Origin of the sequence: Rheinheimera hassiensis (assembly GCF_022436675.1) — a bacterium.
Classification (GTDB): Bacteria; Pseudomonadota; Gammaproteobacteria; order Enterobacterales; family Alteromonadaceae; genus Alishewanella; species Alishewanella hassiensis.
Genome location: NZ_JAKUJZ010000004.1, coordinates 275653 through 294073, shown reverse-complemented (window position 1 = coordinate 294073; position 18421 = coordinate 275653). Strand labels below are relative to the sequence as shown.

Here is an 18421-nt window from a genome sequence, read left to right as displayed (position 1 = left end):
TCATTAAAATAAAGAGTTAAGCCGTAAATGAAAAAAGCCATTGATTTAAAAATCCTTGACCCGCGTATTGGTACAGAATTTCCGTTACCGGCCTACGCCACACCGGGCTCTGCCGGGTTAGATTTACGTGCCTGCCTGGACAGCACACTGACACTGGCACCGGGTGAAACCACGTTAATTCCTACCGGTTTATCTATTTTTATTGGTGACGCCAACCTGTGCGCTACCATCCTGCCCCGCTCTGGCCTGGGCCATAAGCATGGCATTGTATTGGGTAATCTGGTGGGCTTAATTGACTCGGATTATCAGGGCCCGTTAATGGTGTCTATGTGGAACCGCGGTAAAGACAGCTTCAACATTGAGCCGGGTGATCGCATTGCCCAACTGGTATTTATGCCGGTAGTGCAGGCTGAATTTAATATCGTCGACAGCTTTGAACAAACAGCGCGCGGTGAAGGTGGCTTTGGCCATTCAGGTAAAGCTTAAGATGCCGGCACCTCGTCGCAGTAATCGTAAAGAAGACATTTTGCAGGCTCTGGCAGCTATGCTGCAAAGCAATAACGGCCAGCGTATTACCACAGCCGCACTGGCAGAAAAAGTTGGCGTGTCTGAAGCGGCGCTATACCGGCATTTTCCGAGTAAAGCGCGGATGTTTGAAGGCTTAATTGAGTTTATTGAAGATACGCTGCTATCACGCATAAACGGCATTCTGGACGAGCACAAAGACACCGCCAGCCGCACAGAGCTTATTTTACAGCTGATATTGGTATTCGCCGAACGTAACCCTGGTATTTGCCGTATTCTCACCGGCGATGCGCTACAAGGCGAGCAGGAACGTCTGCAAGAACGCGTTGCCCAGTTATTTGAAAAACTGGAAACCCAGTTAAAGCAATGCCTGCGTGAGCGTAAGCTGCGTGAAGGTAAAGGCTTTAGTATCGACGAAGGCGAGCTGGCTAACCTGTTGCTGGCCACGGTAGAGGGTAAACTTAGCCAGTTTGTCCGCTCCGGTTTTACCCGCTTACCAACCCAGCATTGGGCTAATCAGTGGGCACAACTACAAACTGCTCTGTTTAGCTAAATCATAACGTGAGAGCAGCGAGGCTGGTGTGCTTTCGTAGCAGCGGCAACTAAGGTAGTAACGTCAGGGATTAGGAAATGCTTTCTTCGCCGGCTTCAAGGATCACATCCATGTGCCCTCTCAGCCTGCGCGGCATCCTTGCCGCTGCTACGAAAGCACACCTAATCCATTCCTAATTCAACTCCGGTTCAAACAAAGCGCTCGTACAGCGCTGCGCCCCATACCAGCGCCACTATTACTAAGCTGACAAACACCGCCGCTGAGCCCATATCTTTAGCACGGCCCGACAGTTCATGCCGCTCTAAACTTACGCGATCAGTCAGTGATTCAATCGCAGAATTCAGTAACTCCACCACCAGCACTAAACACCAAACACTCACCAACAAGGCAAACTGGCTGACTGACGTGGCCAGCCAGGCGGCCAGAGGAATCGAAATAGCAGCTAAGATGGTTTCCTGACGAAAGGCAGATTCAAACTTCCAGCTGGCAGCAAAGCCCTGCATCGAACATTTTGCAGCCCTGATAATTCGACCTAAACCAACGCCGTTTGGCTTTAACATCTGTTTGTCCTTAAAGCGCGCTATGTATACTGAGCCTGCCATCTGAAGCATCAACTCCAAAGTACAGCCAAGTGTCAGGAAATGCTTTCTGCACCGGCTTCAAGGATCACATCCCTGTGCCCTCTCAGCCTGCGCGGCATCCATGCCGCTGTTCCGAAAGCACACCTGACACTTGACTCACAAGCCTTCGTGGTACTTTAGGCATTAACACCATACTGTGCGCGGTAAGCTTTTACCGCATCCAGATGCTGTGCCATTTCCGGCTTATCGGCCAAATAGCTGATTAAATCCGGCAGGCTAATAATTGAGATGACTTTAGTATTAAAATCACGCTCCACTTCCTGGATCGCCGACAACTCACCCTGGCCGCGCTCTTGCCGGTCCAGTGCAATCAACACACCGGTAAGTTCAGCGCCCTGCGCCTGTATCAGCGTCATCGACTCACGGATCGCGGTACCGGCAGTGATAACATCGTCCACCAGCATAATGCGCCCCTTAAGCGGCGAGCCGACTAAGTTACCGCCCTCGCCGTGGGTTTTCGCTTCTTTACGATTAAAACAGTACGGCACATCACGGTTATAATGGTCGGCCAATGCTACAGCTGTAGTGGTGGCAATAGGGATGCCCTTATACGCCGGGCCAAACAACACATCAAACTGCAGGCCGCTATCCTGCAAAGCAGCAGCATAAAAGCGGCCTAGTTTGGCTAAATCACCACCGGTATTAAACAGCCCGGCATTAAAAAAGTACGGGCTGGTACGACCGGATTTCAGCGTGAAACTGCCAAACTTCAGTACCTGACGCGACAGCGCAAATTCAATAAAATCAATTTGAAATTGTTTCATAGCCTGATCTTTACCTTCAAAGATTATTACCTCAGCACCTTAAAACAGTCTTAAGCCAGCACGCGCTTTTGCTCGTCGATAATTTCACGGATAGCGTGTTTGCCTAAATCCATCATTTGCTGCATTTCTTCAAAGCTAAACGGCGCTTCTTCAGCCGTGCCCTGAATTTCAATCACTTTGCCGGTTTCGGTCATCACGATATTCATATCGGTTTCAGCGTTTGAATCTTCGGCGTAATCTAAATCGGCCACCGCAGTGCCTTTATAAATACCAACTGATACCGCAGCTACCATAAAATTCAACGGGTTGGTTTTAATAATACCTTTAGCACGCATATGGTTCAGTGCATCTACCAGGGCCACACAAGCACCGGTAATAGACGCAGTACGGGTGCCGCCATCGGCCTGAATGACATCACAGTCGATAGTAATAGTGTTTTCACCCAGCAGCTTTAAATCTACTGCGGTACGCAGTGCGCGGCCAATAAGGCGCTGAATTTCCATGGTGCGGCCACCTTGCTTACCACGTGCCGCTTCGCGGTCATTACGGGTATGGGTGGCGCGTGGCAGCATGCCGTATTCAGCGGTGATCCAGCCCTTGCCCTGGCCCTTCATAAAGCGTGGCACACCTTCAATTACGCTGGCGGTACAAATTACCTTGGTATTACCAAATTCAACCAATACTGAGCCTTCAGCATGAGCGGTAAATTGACGGGTAAAAGTAAGGGGACGGATCTGACTGGCGGTTCTGCCACTTGGACGCATAGCTGCACTCCTGAAATTAACAATGGCCGCCATTATAAGTGTTAAAGCCGGCAAGGGCTATCTATTCGCCAAATTCGCCGAACCTGCGGTATACTCGGTGTTTATTTGTCGCCAGAGAATTCATTATGATCCACAGCATGACCGCCTTCGCCCGTCACGAAACCAAAGCCAGCTGGGGCACCGCCCACTGGGAGATCCGCTCGGTAAACCAGCGTTACCTGGAGTCCTACTTTCGCCTGCCAGAGCAGTTTCGCGGCTTAGAAAGCCTGCTGCGCGACAAATTACGTAACAGCCTGCAACGCGGCAAAATAGAAGTTAACCTGCGCTACCATGCAAACCAGGCCGCTGGCGAACTCACGTTAAACGAAGTATTCGCCGAACAATTGCTGCAAAAAGCTCAGCAACTGCTGCAAAAAGCCCCACAGGCGCAATTAAACATTGCCGACATTCTGCGCTGGCCGGGCGTAATGGAAACCCCAACGGAAGATTTAGACGCGCTGCAAGGCGAACTGCTGGCCGGTTTTGATACTGCACTGGAAGACTTTCTGGCCGGCCGCGGCCGTGAAGGGGTGGCGATAGAAGACATGATCCAACAGCGTTTAACCGCCATTGGCGAGCAGGTAGCTTTTGTGCGCACGCATTTGCCGCAAGCGATGCAGTGGCAGCGCGATCGTATTGTAAACCGCTTAAACGAGATTAAAGCCGATATTGAACAAGGCCGTTTAGAGCAGGAAATGGCGTTTTTAGCCTCAAAATCTGACGTCGCCGAAGAGCTCGACCGCCTCGATGCCCACATCAAAGAAACCCGCCACACGCTGAAAAAAGGCGGCGCCTGCGGCCGACGGTTAGATTTTATGATGCAGGAATTTAACCGCGAAGCGAATACGCTGTCATCCAAAGCCATCAGCACCGAGATCACTAATGCCGCGGTGGAGCTTAAAGTGTTAATTGAGCAGATGCGCGAGCAGATCCAGAATATTGAATAACACAGGTTTCTCACCAACCAGCATACTGCGCTGGTTGGCTGAGGTAATATCTAATTAAGCCCACCCAAACACAGGTATTTTATATCGGTGTAATCGTCCAAACCGTATTTAGAGCCTTCGCGGCCGTAGCCGGATTGCTTAATACCGCCAAAAGGCGCAGCAGCGTTAGACACTATGCCTTCGTTAATACCCACCATACCAAATTGCAAAGCTTGCGCCACACGAAACACCCGGCCGATATCGCGGCTGTAAAAATACGCTGCCAAACCATATTCGGTGCTGTTGGCCAACTCTATTGCTTCGGCTTCGGTGTCAAACGCCATTAGCGGCGCCACCGGGCCGAAAATTTCCTCGTGGCTGATGGCCATATCCGCGCTGACATCGCTCAGCAAAGTGGGCTGAAAAAACTGTTTACCTGCGCTGTGTGTTTTACCGCCCAGCAGCACTTTGGCGCCGTCATCCAGCGCGCTTTGCAGCAGTTTTTCTACTTTCTCTACGGCTTTGCCATCAATTAACGGACCAATTTGGCTATCTGCAGCCAGGCCATCAGCAACGTGAAGCTGAGTAACGGCTATGGCTAACTTGTCGGCAAAGGCCTGATAAACGTTACGCTGCACTAAAATGCGGTTGGCACAGACACAAGTCTGGCCGGCATTACGAAACTTGGCCGCCATCAGGCCCTGTACGGCGGCGTCTAAGTCGGCGTCGTCAAATACGATAAAGGGCGCATTACCGCCCAGCTCCATTGTTACACGCTTTACGCTGTCGGCGCATTGCTTTGCCAACTGCTTACCCACAGCTGTAGAGCCGGTAAAGCTGAACTTGGCGACCTTGGCGTGCCCGGTAAATACCTCACCAATCGCTTTAGCATCGGTGCCCACTACCACATTAAATACACCGGCCGGAATACCGGCCTGGTGGGCTAATTCAGCCAGCGCCAGCGCCGATAAAGGCGTTTGCTGCGCGGGTTTCACCACAAAAGTACAGCCAGCCCCCAGTGCTGCGGCAGCTTTACGCGCCAGCATGGCATTGGGGAAATTCCAGGGCGTAATTGCTGCTACAACCCCGACCGGCTGACGCTGCACAATAATGCGTTTGTCAGCCGATGGTGCCGGTATGGTATCGCCGTATAAGCGTTTAGCTTCTTCGGCAAACCATTGCAAATATGAGGCGCCGTAAGCAATTTCGCCTTTAGCCTCGCTAAACGGCTTGCCTTGCTCCAGCGTAAGTAGCCGGGCCAGGTCGTCCTGATGCTGCATTACCAACTGATACCAGCTTTGCAGCAACTGTGCGCGCTCTGCCGCCGGTTTAGCAGCCCAGCCGGCAAAGGCTTTGTCTGCCGCCACTACCGCTTGCTGCGCTTCGTTGGCTCCGGCGATGGCAACTGTAGTAAGTAATTGCTGGTTGGCCGGGTTCACCACATCAAAGGTTTCAGTGTGCTGTAACCAGTTGCCGTTGATGTAGGAGCCCTGTTTAATCAGGCTTTTATTGAGCTGTTGCATGATCTGCTGCATACGTTCCTCCGCTAAGCTGAGACTGTAACTGCATGTTAGCATACTCAAGTGAACCGCAAATTAAACCAACTCCGGGTACGGGCGCGAAAAAGCAGCGTCAGTGCAGTTAGACGCCACTTCGCAACCATAGAGTTAAAGGCCACTGCTGCGTGCTACACGCCTGGCTATGGCTTGCTGTAATAACGCCGGGTTGGTGCATAACAATGTAAACTGCTGCTTAGCCCGCGTAATGCCGGTGTAAAGCAACTCGCGACTTAGCAGCGGGCTGTTATCCGCTGGCAGCACTAAACAGCAATGAGTAAACTCAGAGCCCTGCGATTTATGCACCGTGATGGCAAAGGCGGTTTCTACCTCAGTTAAACGGCTGGGCAGCACCCACTTTAAGCTGCCGTCAGCAAGCTGAAATACCACCCGTAACTGGCCGCTTTGCGGGTCGAACAGCGTAATACCGATATCGCCGTTCATTAAACCTAAGCTGTAATTATTGCGCTGCATCATTACCGGCCGCCCGGCGTACCAGTGCTGGCGCGCATCAATTAAGCCAGCGCTGCTCAGCCACTGGCTGATTTGCTGGTTTAAACCCTCCACACCCCAATCACCGCTGCGCAGCGCGCACAGCAACTGAAAGCGGCTGTAACAGCCAAGCACCGCGCCGGCCCATTGCTCGCGCTCCGTTGCCGGCTGTTGCATCAGTTGCAGATACTGGCGGTAACCTGCCACTACTGTGGCTTTTAATGCCTGCGGCGAATTACCTTCTAACAGCGTAATGTCGTTAAACCGGGCAAATAATGCCGGCGCACAGGTATCTCCCCCATTGACCGCTGCAGCCAACTGGCCAATGCCAGAGCTGGCATCGAAACGATGGCTGTGGCGCAGCATAACGGTGGCCTGGTTAAGCACAGTGCCGTCGCCATGCCATTTTGCCAGCGGTAACGCACTAAAAGGCGTAAGCAGCGCCAGCGTATCGCGGCTGTAACCACCAAGATCCGCGCCACGGCATAAATCGCCTAATACTGAGCCGGCCTCCACCGACGACAGCTGATCTTTATCACCCAGCAGCACCAATTGTGCCCGCTCAGGCAGAGCAGCCAAAAGCGCTGCCATCATTTCTAAATCAACCATTGAGGCTTCATCAACCACCAGCACATCCAGTTGCAGCGGGTTATCGCTGTTGTGCTTAAAGCTGCGCCGGTTTGGCACCGCGCCCAGCAAGCGGTGCAAGGTGGTGACTTCGGTAGGAATACGCTCCAGCAGCTCCGGCAATAGCTGCGTAGAAAGTTTAGCCCGCGCGCCACTGATGGATTCGGTTAAGCGTACAGCGGCCTTACCGGTTGGTGCCGCCAATTTGATCGTCAGGCTGGCAGTAGTGCTTTGCAGCAGCGCAAGCAGTTTTACCACCGTAGTGGTTTTACCGGTGCCCGGGCCGCCGGTAATAATGGCAAAGCGCCGCTGCAGCGCCATAGCGCAGGCCAGTTTTTGCCAGTCAGGTTCAGTTTTTGCGGTTGGCGGGAATAGCGCCTCAAGCTGCTCAGCAATATTAACGGGCAGCGGTAGCACTGTGCTGACCTGGCGGTTGATCTGCTGCTTTACCTGCTGCTCGGCCTGATACAGCCGGTGCAAATACAGGCGCTCGTCGGCCAATACCAAGGGCGCGCCGCTCTCACCTTGCAGCCAGCAGCTTTGTGCCAGCGCGGTGCGATAATCCTGCAATGTTAAACCCTGCAAAATGGCCGAGGGTCTATCGCTGAAGCGTTGTAAAAACTGGTTTTGCGGCGGCAAACTGAGTAAGCCGTCCGGATCGTTCAGTAAATCCTGCAGCAAAATACAGCTGTGGCCGCGGCCATACTGATGACATAACAAGGCGGTAAGCAGCCAAACCAGTGGGTTGGGCTCGGCGGCAAGCTGATGCAGGGTTTGCGGTAACTGTGCATCTAAGGCGCGTAGCCAGCGTCGCTCTGTCCAGCGCTGCAACAGCGCCTGCATCTGGCCCGGTTCAGTCAGGGCATTGTTTGTGCTGCCTGGTGCGGTGAATAAATCAAACTGCATTGTCAGCCTCCAAAATTACTGGCTCACCGGCAAATAAGCCATCTAATTGCAGCAGCAGCTTAATATCAGCATTGAGTAGCAGCTGGCCTGGCTCTGGCGCACGGATAAACCAGTACAGCGCGCCGCCAATATATTGCTCTGGCGCTTTTAGGTAGCCGGGCTGGCGCAGTTTTAACAGCCGGTGCAACGCCAGCATATACAGAGCCGCCTGCACATCGTAGCGTTTATCCAGCACGGTATGCTGCATGGTTTGCGGGCTGTAGTCGGCGTCTGCCGGGCCTAACCAGTTTGATTTATAATCCAGCACCCAGTAGCGGCCATCTGCGCCTTGTAAAGTTAAGTCGATAAAACCTTTAAGCATGCCGTTCAGTGTGTCGGGCAACAGCGGCGGGCGCGGCATACCCGGCAACACGGCGACTGTGATCAGCGTGTCCAGTTTAAGCACATTAACCGCACAGCTTTGCAGCCAGAACTCCAACTCGGCACGCACCTTGTGCAGCTGTGTCAGGTTAAGCCCAACCTGCTGTAACGGCGCGTGCAGCATTTGTGTAAGCCAGCTTTGCAACACGTTTTGCCACTGCAACCAATGGTGTTGCGTTAAACTTTGCTCAAGCAACTGGCTGATAAAAACGCTGTCGCACTGAGCAAAGCCCTGCTGCTGCGCATCTTCAAGCAATTGGTGTAAAAAGGTGCCGGGCACTGCGCCGCGCGGAAAATCGTGTATCGATAACTGCTGCTCGCTGTGCGCTACCGGCTCGGTTGCTTCTTCCTGCAGCAGCGCATCCAGCGCGGTATCAGCGGCCAGTGCGGCTGTACTCGCCGCAGTATTCGTCTCAGGTGCCGGTTTATTACCGGTGCGCAGCGCCGAGTAGCTGGCTATCCACCAATGTTCGCGCTTTAACGGTGCGCTAAGTTTAAGTGTCTGTGTTAGCTGGGTTAGTTGCGCATCCGGCGTAAACTTACAAAACGGCGGCAACGGCTGTTGCTGCCACGGCAGTGTTGCCAAAGCGGCTTGCAAATCGCTAAGGGCGGGCTCCTCCGGCACGCCAAGCAAATACCCTATGGCACTTTGCGACAGTTTGCTTTTTTTCGCTGCGCCTTCACTAAATAGCGCTAAGCCGAGCCAGCAAGCATATACCGGCCGCGTTAATGCCACATACAGCAGGCGGATATCTTCGAGTAAGCGTTCGTGTTCGGCCTGTGCCAGCGCGGTATCGTCCGGGGTTAAATCCAGCACCATTTGGCTGCCATCAAAATAGCGCTGCGGCTGGCCCTTTTTCACATTTTTAAAGCCACAGATAAAAGGCAAAAATACCAGGTTATATTGCAGGCCCTTACTTTTATGGATCGTCACCACCTGCACCAGTTGCTGATCGCTCTCCAGCCTTAACTGCTGCTCATCGGCGCTTTTCGGGTTATCCAGCTGTTCAGCCAGCCAGCGCAGCAAACCGCTTTCGCCATCCCGCTGCTGGCTTTCACTTTGTAAAAGCTCTGCCAAATGCAGCACATTGGTTAAACGCCGTTCGCCCTGCTCCAGCGCCAGCCATTTTGCCGGTAACGCAAAATAATGTAACCAGGCGCTTAACATCGCCAGCACGCCTTTAAAGCGCCAAATGTGGCGAAACTCGCGTACCTGCTCGGTAAGTTGCTCCCAGGCCAGCTCGTCATTCAGCCAGTAGTGCAGCTGTGCATCGCTGTTATTGGCCAGCGGCAAGGCCAGTGCAGCGCGCAGCAGGCTTTCATCTTCCGGTTGCTGGCAAGCCCGCAGCCAGCCAAGCACGGCTATGGCTTCCTGGCTTTGGAAAATAGATTCGTTATCCGATAAATACACCGAGCGCACATTGCGTGCGCTAAGCTCACGCCGAACTAACGCTGCTTCGTTTCTGTCGCGCACCAAAATAGCAATATCAGCCGGTTGCACCGGCTTAAGCGTTTCGCCGCTGGCAGCAAAACCAGCATTGCCAAGCTGAGCCTGCAGCAATAGCCCGGCCACTTCATCGGCGCAGGCTTTTGCCATTAAGCTTTGGTAGCCGCCTTTTTTCAGCCCGGCAGGCTCCATATCACTTAGCCAGTAATTCAGTGCTGCTACGGCTTTGCCGTCGCACTGTAGCTGCTCAGCTTTACCTTTGGCTTTAACCGGTAAAAACGGCAGTGCTGTAGTATCAGCGGTGCCGAAACCAAAAGCACCGTGCTGCTGCTCTGCACGGGCAAACAGCTGATTAACACTGTCTACCAGCGCGCCGGTAGAGCGAAAGTTGGTGCCCAGACTGTAATGGCGCCCGGCTGTTAAACTGCGGGCATTTAAATAAGTGTGTAAGTCAGCGCCGCGAAAGCTGTAAATCGCTTGCTTGGGGTCGCCCACCATAATCAGGGCGTTGGCGCTGCTGTTAACGTCGGGGTAAATGGCGCGGAAAATAGCAAACTGCAGCGGATCGGTATCCTGAAACTCATCTACCATGGCAAACGGATACTGGGCGCGGATACGGGCAGCGAGTACTTCGGCACCGTCGCCCTGTAACGCCTGGTACAGTTGCAGCAGTAAGTCGTTAAAATCCAGCTCGGCCTGCTGCTTTTTGTGCCGGGCAAACTCAGCCGCCAACCACAGCGCAGCATGATGGCGCACAATTAACGCCAGTGCCGGTTTGTTATCCAGCAAGGCTGTGGTGTGTTCAAATAAGTCAAATAGCGGGTGGCTAAGCAGCGGCTGGCCTTTTTTTTGTGCGTCGGCCAGCCTGGCAGCGCTGAATTTTTGTACCATTTTGGCAAAATCGGCTTCACGGTTATTTACCAGCGCCGGCTCAGCCAGCATAGCCTGCCACCACTGCCGTTCCGCCGGCCAGCTGGCTGCGCGGTATTTGTTGCCGTTTAACCAGCCGTTGGCGTAGGCGTCATCCAGTAACTGCAAAGCGTCTGGGCTTAGCGCCTGCTGCAATTGTTTACAATGGCTGTCCAGCTGTTCCTGCCACTGCAGCAACGGCATTGCCGCCTGCTGCGGGCTTAATGGTTGCGGCAGCGGTGCACCGGCCGCATTAAAGCACAGGTTTATGGCATCGGCCTGGAGCCAGGGCCTTACATCATCCAGTAAAGCTTGCGGTGTTTTGGCCACATTACCCAGTTCGTGCAATATGGCGGCGTCGGTTAACGGATATAAAAAACGGCGCCAATAATCACAGGCCAGCGTATGCAACAGTTGCTGATTGTCATCGCTAAGTGCTTCGCCAAAACTCATGCCGGAATCAAAGGCATGCTCTGCCAGCATGCGCTGACACCAGCCGTGAATAGTAAAAATAGCCGCTTCGTCCATCCATTCGGCTGCGCTGCTTAAACGCGACGCACAGGCGGCAAACTGCTGTGGCTGATACTCTGCCAGTAAGCCGGCGAGAAACTGATCTTCAGCACTGCCCTGACGAAACGCTGTAGCCGCCTCGACCAGACGGCTGCGGATCCTGTCACGCAGCTCGGCTGTGGCGGCGCGGGTAAAGGTAACCACCAGAATTTCCGGCGGTAACAGCGGCCGGTTAAAACCGCTGGTGGCCTGCTGTGTATTGGCGCTGCCGTCTGCTACGCTAGCGCCATGGCCCAGCACTAAGCGTAAATACAGCGCAGCCAGCGTATAGGTTTTGCCGGTACCGGCGCTGGCTTCAATTAAGCGGCTGCCATGCAGTGGAAAGGTTAACGCATCCAGGTTGATTACCGTACTCATGCGTTGCTCCGCTGGTTTTCGCCGCTGTCGTCACCGGCTATTTTGGTTTGCAGCAGCGGGCCATACAGCTTTTGCGCCCAGTCGGCAAAACCGGCCTGCAGTAAACTGGCAAAATCGGGATAATATCGCTGCAGCTCGGGGGCTGTTTCTACCTCGCCGTTAAAATTATAGCCGCCTTCAAATAGCTCACGGCATTTGGCTTCGTCCTGCGTTTGCACATAGCACAGCGCAGTTTTGGGCATTACCGGCAAGGGTTGCGCAAGGCCCTGCTGCCAGTATTGCACCAGTGCAGTTAATTGCGCAGCCGCCTGCTGCTGATTATGTGGCAACAGCTGCACGGCGTCGTCCAGGCCGAACTGCCAGGTGCTTAGTGCCTCACCCTGGGCATTGGCGGCCAGTTGCTGCAACCAGGCGCTGCGCAGTGTATGCCAACGCAGCTCGCCTTTATTGCGAATAGCCGTTGGCCGCAGCAGCAACAGCGCCGGCTGACCCGCCGGGCTTTGGTAGACATTAGTCAGGTTGTCATTCAGCGCTATGCTGCCGCTATGCAGATCCAGCTTCAGTGCCAGTTTCAGCGGCGTGCTTTTACGTTGCCAGTCAATACCGGCGGCACGATAGCGGGCAAATACCACTTTGGCTTCGCGGCCAATATCAGCGCCGCTAAGGGTGCCAAATAGCGCCAGTGGCAGCTTTGCCTCGCGCGCCAGCTGGGCAATAGCCGCGTCGACATCCAGCTGCGGATCGGCCAGCAACTGCTGCAGCAACTGCTGTTTTAGCTGATATAACTCAAGCGCATTGAGCACAAAAGGTTCGGCATCATCGCTGGCCAGCTCGCTGGAATAAAAGCGGGTTTTAAAGCGCTGCGCCAGGTAATGCCGGCAGGGGTTGGCTAAAAAGTCGTCCAGCAGGCGGATACTCAGCAGCGGCAGCTCGTCGCTCTGGTTACTGGTTGCCGTAATAGCCGGCGCCGCATGATGTGCCGTTTGCCACTCATAAGCATAGGTGGCGTAGTTGCCGTTAAAATATTGCCGCGAAAAGGGCTGTAACGGGTAGCTATGCAGCAATGCCTGCGACATTTTGTGCCCCGACGGATGCTGCCAACCGCTATCAAGCAAGTCCATCAGCTGGCTTAGCAACACACTGGGCGGCAGCTCGCTGTTATTGCGGATATCGCGGCCAACCCAACTTAAATACAGCGCTTCACGGGCACTTAGCAGCGCTTCTAAAAACAGGTAGCGGTCATCGTCGCGGCGCGAACGATCGCCCGGGCGATAGTCACTGGCCATTAAGTCAAAATCGTCACGCATGCGTGAGCGCGGGTAATCGCCGTCGTTCAGGCCAAGCAGGTAAATACGCTTAAACGGAATAGCCCGCATCGGCATTAAGGTAGAAAATGTCAGGCTGCCAGCAAAAAAACGCTGGCTTAAGCCGCTGCTGCTAGCTTGTTCCAGCCAGGCTTCGCGCAGCACGGTCAATTGGACCTCACCGTTAAAATCACCACTTTGCGCTGCACTGACTAACTGCGCCAGGCCCTGGCTTAAGCGGGCGTAAATAAGCTGGTCCTGCTCGTCGGTAAAATCAAACAGGCTGTTTAGCAAACCATCATCACTTAACAGCAGTTGCTGCCAACCTGTCAGGCTGCGTGTAGCATTACCGCTCAGCACTAAGTGCCAGCGCTTTAACTGCTGAATAAACTGCAGCAGCGGGCCAAGTTCAGCAGCCGCTAAACCGGCCACTTCGGCATAGGGCGAGCGGCCTTGCCACAAAGGCACATCACCAATGGCAAAACCGAGCAACATACGCTCAATGGCAAACATCCAACTGTAACTATTGCCGGGCGTAGCTAAATCAAGGCTGGCGCGCTGTTCCCTATCCAAACCCCAGCGCACACCGGCTTCACTAAGCCACAGTCGTAACTGCGGCAGAGCGTCACTGCTGATAGCAAAGCGCCGTTGAATAGCGGGTACGTCCAGCAGATCGCAGACTTCGGTCAGGGTAAAACGCTGGCTGGGTAAGTCCAGCAGATATTCCAGCGCCACCATTAAGGGCTGGCTGCCGCGCAGGCTCTGGTCTGCTAAGGTGTAAGGCAAAAAGCGCGCATCGTCCTGTGTCAGGCGGCCAAACACCGCATGCACATGGCTTTGGTACAGGCTGATATCCGGCGTCATGATGATCACATCACGCGGTTTAAGTGTCGGGTCGGCAGCAAAGGCTGCTATCAGGTTGTCCTGCAAAATTTCTACTTCGCGCTGGCGGCTGTGGGCAATATGAAAGCTGATACTGCTGTCATTCGCTACCAGCACACGCTTGGGCACCGGGGTGGGCTCCAGCTCCAGCATATCTTGCTGCAACTGTGCCAGTACCGGCAATGCGCTGATGTCGGCTACCGGTTCTGAAAATAAATCGATACGGCCATTAAACCAGTGCTGATAGTGCTCGCTCTGATCAAACGCATCCAGCAGGCTGATATAATCGCGCCCTTGTTTACCTAAGCTTGCCAGCAGCACAGGTGCATGTAAATACAGGGCATCGGTATCCAGCACCGGCGGTAAACCCGGTTTGCGGCCGTGGCGTTTTTGCGCGGCGCGCATTTCATCTTTAGCGTGGGTAATATCGCCCCAAAAATGGCGGCACGGGTTTAGCACCGTTAGCAGTACCTGACGCTGTGCTCCCAGCGCCGCCAGTAGCTCTACCGTTTGTTGTGGTAACGACGACACACCAAATACGACAATGCGGTCAGGTAGTAAATCCGGCCTGGCCAGCTTACCCTGCTGCAGTGCGGACAATGCCATGCTGTGTACATCGGCCCGGCTGGAAAAAGCAGAATCTCCCACTACACCGGCTAACTGGCTTTGCAGCAGACGCCACAGTGCAGGTTGCCATAGCTGATCATCCGGCACCTGCTGTTTTTTGCTGTTGGGTAACAGGTTGGTACCGCTGCGCCAGCTTTGCAGCCAATCAGCACGGTATACCTGATACTGATCGAATAAATCGGCCAGCCGCAGCGCCAACTGGTAGCTTTTACGGCCGTCGCTGTCGTCCTGTAAATAGCGTTTTAGCGGCGCATACACTTCATCCGTTAACTGCGGTAATAAGCCAAGTAACCGCCAACTGAGGTTAATTTTGTCATACGGCAGGCTTTTCGGAATGGTATCGCCCAGCACCGCACGGTACAGCTGCCAGACAAACTGATTGGGCAGCTCTACCTGCAAACCGGCGGCAATACCGGGGTGGCCGTTGCTGGTTTCGGCCAGCGCCATTTTCAGCCACTGCGCTATACCATTGCTTTGTACCAGAATTTCTTCTGTGCCCAGCACCGGCACAGGGTGTGCACTTAACCATTGCACCAGTAGCTCGCGCAGCGTTTCCAGCTGATTGGCGTGGATCACAACAAAACCGGGCTCTGGCATGCGAATTCTCTGGTAAAACACTATGGCGGCAGGTTAGCACAGCGGCCCGCTTTTGAGAATGCGGGGCTGTAACGGCAACACGTCCGGTGCCTGCAATTTTTGCATCCGCCGGCATCTGGCATTAATATTGGCCGATTACGCCGGCAAAACAGCACGGCCACACGGAGAAAAAATGGCGCTTAGAACCACATCATGGAAAACGCTGGTTGTTATTGTGATATTAGTCTGTGCCGGCTGTGCCGCACTGGCCAGCTTAGATTTAAATAAACGCTACGGCACCGCCACTCCCGATAACAGAGCCGCGCTGGCAAACACGGCAAAACCAGACTCAGTATTAGACGATTTATACCACAACCAGGTAAAACCGGTAATCGAATCCCGTTGTGTGGTGTGCCATGCCTGCTACGACTCGCCCTGCCAACTAAATATGACGTCGATTGCAGGTATTGAGCGTGGTGCCAGCAAAGAAAAAGTATACGAAGGCTCGCGTTTACTGGCAGCACAACCTAACCGCTTGTTTATTGATGCGGTTACGCCACAACAATGGCGCGAGCGTGGTTTTTACCCAGTATTAAATGAGCGCCAACAAAGCCCTGAGGCCAATACGCAGGCATCGGTATTGGCGCAGTTACTGCTGCTTAAACAACAACACCCACTACCCGACAGCAAAATTTTGCCGCAACAGTTTGATTTTAGCCTTAACGGCGAGCAGCATTGCCCAACCACCGAAGAGTTTGAGCATTACGCTGCCAGCCAGCCACTTGCCGGCATGCCCTACGGCCTGCCGGGGCTAAGTACAGAAGAACACCAACTGCTGCTTAACTGGCTGGCACAAGGCGCCGCTATGCCTGATGCCGCCGCCCTGCCCGATGACCAACTGGCTGAAGTCAGTAAGCTTGAGCAGTGGTTAAATGCCGACAACCTGAACATGCAACTTAGCGCACGGTATATCTACGAGCATTTATTTACCTCGCATCTGTATTTCAGTGCGCTGCACACTGAAAAACAAACACCACAGTTTTATAATTTGGTGCGCTCAAAAACACCACCCGGTAAGCCGGTTGAAATTATTGCCGCCCGGCGTCCGTTTGACGCTCCGGGTGTAAAGCGGGTGTATTACCGTTTACAGCCGGTATTCTCTACCATCGTCAATAAAACCCATCAGCCTTACGACATTAACGCTGATTTGCTGGCCAAATGGCAGCAATGGTTTGTTGAAGCCGACTACCAGGTTAGTGCATTACCGGGCTATGAGCCTGAAGTTGCAGCCAACCCGCTTACGGCTTTTGTGCAACTGCCGGTTAATGCGCGCTACCGTTTTATGCTGGAACGGGCCGAAAACACCATTATGGGTTATATCAAAGGCCCGGTGTGCCGCGGCCAGGTAGCGCTGAACGTGATAAACGATCACTTTTGGGTGTACTTTGTTGATCCGGAACTGGCCACCGCAAGCGACGTAGAAGCATTTTACCTGTCGCAGCAGGACAATTTACGCCTGCCGGCAGAAGATAACAGCAGTGCCATGGCAACAAACTGGTTGGCCTACGCCAAGCGCCAGGGCAATTACTTAAGAGCCCGCAGCAATTTTATGAATAACGCTCTAAAAGATGGCCAACACCTTACACCAGCCGGAATTTGGCATGGCGATGGCGACAACCCTAATGCCAGCCTGACGGTATTCCGCCATTTTGATAACGCTACCGTGGTAAAAGGCCTGATCGGCGAGCCCCCCAAAACCGCCTGGGTTATAGACTATGTGCTGCTGGAGCGTATTCACTACTTACTGGTGGCCGGTTTTGACGTATACGGCAATTATGGCCACCAATTGATGACACGGCTATATATGGACTTTTTACGCATGGAGGGTGAGTCGAACTTTCTGGCCTTTTTACCGCCAGACACCCGCCGCAGCGAATTTAAAGACTGGTATCAAAAATCCGGCCCTGAGCTGACTAAATTTATTGAAGGCGATATAAACCCCTTTAACCAGCCAAGCGGTATCCGCTTTAAAACGGATACACCTAAAGCTGAGCTGTATCAGTTGTTGCAACAGCACTTAGCTGACGTACAACCACAGCGCTACCAGTTGCAAAACAGCCGGTTGGGCAATAACAGCAAAGCATTATTACAACGCTTAAGCCAGATTAAAGGCCAAAGCGCCGCCATACTGCCGGAACTGACCATGATTATGCTGCAGCCGGAAAATGGCAAAGACGCCGAACTGTTTACCCTTGTACGCAATAGTGCCCATTTTAATGTAAACAGCCTGTTTGCCGAAGAAAACAACCGCAACCCGGCACAGGACAATATGACCTTAGTGCACGGCCTGTTGGGCAGTTACCCCAATGCATTCTGGCGGGTAAAAGAAACTGATTTAGCCAAGCTGGTAACGCAGGCAGAGCAGATAAACAGCGAGCAGGATTACGCCAAACTGCTGGATAACTTTGGTGTAAGGCGCAGCGCCGCCGATTTTTGGGCCTTTAGTGACAAACTTAACCAACTGTTTATGCGCCGGCACCCGGTAGACAGCGGCTGGCTGGACTACAACCGGCTGGAAAACAGGTAGCCGGTTGAGCAAACAGAGCTGATTTTAACCTAACATCAGATAACGATGTGCCGCCGCACCGGCTTTAACCCCGGCGGCTGCGGCCAGCATACCGTTATGCATCGGGCTGGCCATATCACCGGCAGCAAATAAACCGGCTACCGAACTTAGCTGCATAGCATCGGTTTTAATGTAAGCGCCAGCCGGCCCTTGCTCCAGCTCACAGCCCAGTTGCTGCGCCAACGTATGGCCAAAGGCCGTTTTCGGTGCCACATACACTACCTTTGCCGGCACACGGCGGCCATCTGCCAACAGCATATAGCTGATATCAAAGCCTTCACCTTCTACCGCCGTTACGGCAGTGTGTTCCAGCGTTACGCCACGGCGCTTTAGCAACGCCAGCTGCTCGGCGTCTGGCATAAACTTACCCTGGCTAAAATAGGTTACCGGGCCCCAGTCCGGCAAAATAGCCGCCTGATGTATCGATCCCTCGCCGGCGGCAATAACAGCTATAGGTTGCTGGCGAAACTCATAACCATGACAGTACGGACAATGAATAACCGACTTACCCCAGCGCGGCGCCAAACCCGGTATATCCGGCAAGGTATCGGTAAGCCCGGTAGCCAGGATCAACGCCTTGCCCTGATATTGCTGCTCAGTTTCATCCTTGATACAAAAGTTACCGTCGGCCAGCTTTTGCGCACTGCTAACCCGGCTTTGCCGGAATTGCACTGTGGGGTATACCAGCAGTTGTTGCCAGGCGCGGCCGCGTAACTCACCGGGCTCAGCACCATCGGCAGCAAAAAAACCATGCGCCTGTGCCGCAAAGCGGTTACGCGGCTCACCGGCGTCAATCAGTAACACCTGGCGCTGGCCACGCGCCAGTTGCATAGCCGCCGAAAGCCCGGCAAAACTGCCTCCTATCACTATTGCATCCCATATCATCTGTGTACCTCACTTTTGTATTAAA

The 18421-nt window shown here is 53.6% G+C and carries 12 protein-coding genes; 4 read left to right on the top strand and 8 right to left on the bottom strand.

What is annotated here, in order from left to right; genetic code table 11:
• Positions 1 to 27 precede the first annotated feature (27 nt).
• Together dut and slmA are read left to right on the top strand one after the other, a co-directional pair.
• Positions 28 to 486 (top strand): dUTP diphosphatase, encoded by a 459-nt coding sequence (gene dut / locus MJX74_RS10060; protein WP_068227991.1) that lies wholly within the window; start codon positions 28 to 30, stop codon positions 484 to 486.
• A gap of 1 nt (position 487) precedes the next feature.
• The gene (gene slmA, locus MJX74_RS10055) at positions 488 to 1078 is read left to right on the top strand and encodes a nucleoid occlusion factor SlmA (protein WP_240222732.1); all 591 of its coding nucleotides are present in this window, start codon (positions 488 to 490) and stop codon (positions 1076 to 1078) included.
• A gap of 188 nt (positions 1079 to 1266) precedes the next feature.
• On the opposite strand, the gene MJX74_RS10050 is transcribed toward slmA, so the two are convergent.
• The 3 genes from MJX74_RS10050 to rph form a co-directional block, all read right to left on the bottom strand.
• Positions 1267 to 1638: a diacylglycerol kinase gene (locus MJX74_RS10050; protein ID WP_240222731.1), complete on the bottom strand. Its 372-nt coding sequence runs from the start codon at positions 1636 to 1638 to the stop codon at positions 1267 to 1269.
• 197 nt (positions 1639 to 1835) lie between these two features.
• On the bottom strand, positions 1836 to 2483 hold the full coding sequence (pyrE, locus tag MJX74_RS10045) for an orotate phosphoribosyltransferase (protein ID WP_240222730.1): 648 nt from the start codon (positions 2481 to 2483) through the stop codon (positions 1836 to 1838).
• A gap of 50 nt (positions 2484 to 2533) precedes the next feature.
• Positions 2534 to 3247: a ribonuclease PH gene (gene rph, locus MJX74_RS10040; RefSeq protein WP_092789284.1), complete on the bottom strand. Its 714-nt coding sequence runs from the start codon at positions 3245 to 3247 to the stop codon at positions 2534 to 2536.
• 125 nt (positions 3248 to 3372) lie between these two features.
• On the opposite strand from rph, the gene MJX74_RS10035 reads away from it, so the two are divergent.
• Positions 3373 to 4233, top strand: coding sequence for a YicC/YloC family endoribonuclease (locus tag MJX74_RS10035; protein WP_240222729.1), 861 nt, complete (start codon positions 3373 to 3375; stop codon positions 4231 to 4233).
• Between the two features lie 50 nt (positions 4234 to 4283).
• Here the strand turns inward: MJX74_RS10035 and MJX74_RS10030 are convergent, their stop codons facing one another.
• From MJX74_RS10030 to recC, 4 genes are all read right to left on the bottom strand, one after another.
• Positions 4284 to 5747, bottom strand: coding sequence for an NAD-dependent succinate-semialdehyde dehydrogenase (locus MJX74_RS10030; RefSeq protein ID WP_275692739.1), 1464 nt, complete (start codon positions 5745 to 5747; stop codon positions 4284 to 4286).
• 132 nt (positions 5748 to 5879) lie between these two features.
• Complete coding sequence (recD, locus tag MJX74_RS10025; protein WP_240222728.1) at positions 5880 to 7793, bottom strand: exodeoxyribonuclease V subunit alpha; 1914 nt, start codon at positions 7791 to 7793, stop codon at positions 5880 to 5882.
• Positions 7783 to 11496: an exodeoxyribonuclease V subunit beta gene (recB, locus tag MJX74_RS10020; protein ID WP_240222727.1), complete on the bottom strand. Its 3714-nt coding sequence runs from the start codon at positions 11494 to 11496 to the stop codon at positions 7783 to 7785. The genes recD and recB overlap by 11 nt, the downstream gene beginning before the upstream one ends.
• The gene (gene recC / locus MJX74_RS10015; RefSeq protein ID WP_240222726.1) at positions 11493 to 14906 is read right to left on the bottom strand and encodes an exodeoxyribonuclease V subunit gamma; all 3414 of its coding nucleotides are present in this window, start codon (positions 14904 to 14906) and stop codon (positions 11493 to 11495) included. The genes recB and recC overlap by 4 nt, the downstream gene beginning before the upstream one ends.
• Before the next feature lie 172 nt (positions 14907 to 15078).
• Here recC and MJX74_RS10010 point away from each other — a divergent pair, with 172 nt between their 5' ends.
• Positions 15079 to 17472 carry a fatty acid cis/trans isomerase gene (locus MJX74_RS10010; protein WP_240222725.1) on the top strand — a complete coding sequence of 798 codons (2394 nt, stop codon included), beginning with the start codon at positions 15079 to 15081 and terminating at the stop codon, positions 17470 to 17472.
• A 24-nt stretch (positions 17473 to 17496) separates the two neighbouring features.
• Here the strand turns inward: MJX74_RS10010 and MJX74_RS10005 are convergent, their stop codons facing one another.
• Positions 17497 to 18396 (bottom strand): NAD(P)/FAD-dependent oxidoreductase, encoded by a 900-nt coding sequence (locus MJX74_RS10005; protein WP_240222724.1) that lies wholly within the window; start codon positions 18394 to 18396, stop codon positions 17497 to 17499.
• Positions 18397 to 18421 lie beyond the last annotated feature (25 nt).

What these genes read in the sequence shown, in the direction of transcription:
- dut (WP_068227991.1), top strand. Translation starts at nt 28, where the DNA reads ATGAAAAAAGCCATTGATTTAAAAATCCTTGACCCGCGTATTGGTACA.
- slmA (WP_240222732.1), top strand. Translation starts at nt 488, where the DNA reads ATGCCGGCACCTCGTCGCAGTAATCGTAAAGAAGACATTTTGCAGGCT.
- MJX74_RS10050 (WP_240222731.1), bottom strand. Translation starts at nt 1,638, where the DNA reads ATGTTAAAGCCAAACGGCGTTGGTTTAGGTCGAATTATCAGGGCTGCA.
- pyrE (WP_240222730.1), bottom strand. Translation starts at nt 2,483, where the DNA reads ATGAAACAATTTCAAATTGATTTTATTGAATTTGCGCTGTCGCGTCAG.
- rph (WP_092789284.1), bottom strand. Translation starts at nt 3,247, where the DNA reads ATGCGTCCAAGTGGCAGAACCGCCAGTCAGATCCGTCCCCTTACTTTT.
- MJX74_RS10035 (WP_240222729.1), top strand. Translation starts at nt 3,373, where the DNA reads ATGATCCACAGCATGACCGCCTTCGCCCGTCACGAAACCAAAGCCAGC.
- MJX74_RS10030 (WP_275692739.1), bottom strand. Translation starts at nt 5,747, where the DNA reads ATGCAGCAGATCATGCAACAGCTCAATAAAAGCCTGATTAAACAGGGC.
- recD (WP_240222728.1), bottom strand. Translation starts at nt 7,793, where the DNA reads ATGCAGTTTGATTTATTCACCGCACCAGGCAGCACAAACAATGCCCTG.
- recB (WP_240222727.1), bottom strand. Translation starts at nt 11,496, where the DNA reads ATGAGTACGGTAATCAACCTGGATGCGTTAACCTTTCCACTGCATGGC.
- recC (WP_240222726.1), bottom strand. Translation starts at nt 14,906, where the DNA reads ATGCCAGAGCCCGGTTTTGTTGTGATCCACGCCAATCAGCTGGAAACG.
- MJX74_RS10010 (WP_240222725.1), top strand. Translation starts at nt 15,079, where the DNA reads ATGGCGCTTAGAACCACATCATGGAAAACGCTGGTTGTTATTGTGATA.
- MJX74_RS10005 (WP_240222724.1), bottom strand. Translation starts at nt 18,396, where the DNA reads ATGATATGGGATGCAATAGTGATAGGAGGCAGTTTTGCCGGGCTTTCG.